The sequence below is a fragment of the Brevibacillus porteri genome (genome assembly GCF_003013475.1).
Classification (GTDB): Bacteria; Bacillota; Bacilli; order Brevibacillales; family Brevibacillaceae; genus Brevibacillus; species Brevibacillus porteri.
The window spans coordinates 1-1,477 of record NZ_PXZO01000081.1; the positions used below are offsets into that span (position 1 = coordinate 1).

The window sequence follows — 1,477 nt, forward strand, 5'->3', positions numbered from 1 at the left end:
GGGTCTGTCAAAAGTTTTGTGTAAACCCTGTGGAGCCAGGCAATATTAATCCTTTATTCCCCTACATGGAAAAACGCTTTTTGGAAGCAATTTTGTCAAGGGCGAGCGTCAGCGAGGCGTAGCATTCCCTTGACAAAATTGCTGGAGAAAAGTACGGTTTCTCAGGGGAATGAAGGATTTTTTAACGAATGTAATCTTTGATACGATCATGGTAGTACACCGATAATTGAGCAAGAATTTGCCCCCAATGCTGAACACGGCCTGTCCATTTTCTGAGAACATCCATCGTAGCCAAATAGAGCATTTTCTGCAAAGCTTCATCGGATGGGAACATACTTTTTGATTTCGTTACTTTCCGTAATTCCCGATGATAGCTCTCAATGACATTCGTCGTATAAATTAGTTTTCGCATCTCTGGAGGATATTTAAAAAAGGTAGAAAGTTCACTCCAATTTTTTCTCCAAGATTGAATAATGAGTGGATATTTCTTGCCCCACTCTTCTTCGAAGAGATCAAGTTCTCGGAGTGCCATATCCTCAGTTGGAGCTTTATAGATTGGCTTTAGATCAGCCGTAAGCTTCTTTAAATCTTTATAGGATACAAATTTCACAGAGTTACGAATTTGATGCACGATGCACTTTTGAATATCGGTAAGAGGAAAGCAAGCGGTAATGGCTTCGGAGAAGCCTGAAAGATTATCGACACTAATAATTAGAATATCTTTGACGCCTCTATTACGCATCTCATTGAGAACAGATAGCCAAAATTTAGCGGATTCATTTTCTCCAATCCACATACCAAGTACGTCTTTTTGGCCGTCCAGATCAATCCCAATCGCCATATAAGCAGCTTTATTGATGATATGACCATCCTGTTTCACTTTAAAATGAATAGCATCTAGAAAGACAACGGCGTACACCTCTTGAAGTGGGCGATTTTGCCATTCTTTGATGAGAGGGAGAAGCTTATTCGTTATTGTAGAAATCATGGTGGGGGATATCTCGATTCCGTAAAGCTGATTCAAGTGATCCTGAATATCTCTGGTGGTCATGCCTTTCGCATACATAGAGATGACCTGATCTTCAATTCCAGCAACCTGAGTTTGATGTTTCTTTACGATTTGCGGTTCGAATTCGCCCTCACGGTCGCGAGGAATTTGAAGATCTACTTCTCCGTATTGAGAAATAACCGTTTTCTTACTGCGGCCGTTACGGCTGTTTGAGGTATTTTTATTCTTGTAATCATGCTTAGAATAGCCGAGGTTGTTTTCCATTTCAGCTTCGAGCATTTCCTGAAGCGTATCAGCAAACAAACCTTTTAGCATAGTTTGGACATCTTCAGCTGATTGTAATTTTCCTTCTTTCATAAGCTTTCTGATTTGTTCTTTGGATAGTAGGCTCATCTAAATGTTCCTCCTCGTCCTGATAGATTCAGGATATATGTTTTGAGGAGTTTACACAAAAGATTTTACAGTCTC

Annotated in this window: 1 protein-coding gene; it reads right to left on the minus strand. The window is 40.0% G+C overall.

Features of this window, described 5'->3' with window-relative positions; translation table 11 throughout:
* Positions 1 to 181: 181 nt before the first annotated feature.
* Positions 182 to 1,402: an IS256 family transposase gene (locus C7R92_RS31605; RefSeq protein WP_106836870.1), complete on the minus strand. Its 1,221-nt coding sequence runs from the start codon at positions 1,400 to 1,402 to the stop codon at positions 182 to 184.
* Positions 1,403 to 1,477: the final 75 nt, after the last annotated feature.